This is a genomic window from Priestia sp. SIMBA_032 (assembly GCF_046535215.1).
Taxonomy (GTDB): Bacteria; Bacillota; Bacilli; order Bacillales; family Bacillaceae_H; genus Priestia; species Priestia aryabhattai.
On record NZ_JAWRXD010001165.1, the window covers coordinates 1 to 252 of the forward strand.

The 252-nt window shown below is 61.5% G+C and carries 1 protein-coding gene; it reads right to left on the bottom strand.

Going from position 1 to position 252, the window contains the following annotated elements; translation table 11 throughout:
* Positions 1-64 precede the first annotated feature (64 nt).
* A partial coding sequence (locus SB717_RS37970) for a hypothetical protein (protein ID WP_410908336.1) occupies positions 65-252 on the bottom strand: 188 nt, incomplete at its 5' end.

Sequence of the window (252 nt, forward strand, 5' to 3'; positions counted from 1 at the left end):
TGGGCGGTGTAGGACGTTGCGCTCATGCTGGATGACCCGTTTCTGTGGTGATCGATGTTTGTTGTCACAGGTTCGCCCCGACGTTCTGCGGGTCGAGGTCCGTTGTGTGCTCGATCGGCGCCCGCCGGCGGTCGAGGAATCGTCGCAGTCCGACGTTGAGAAGGGGATGGACGGTGAGAAGCAAGATCGTGCTGACCATCATCGGACTGGTGAGGACGCTCGAGGCCGCGTCCGGCAATTCTGCGACGAGAT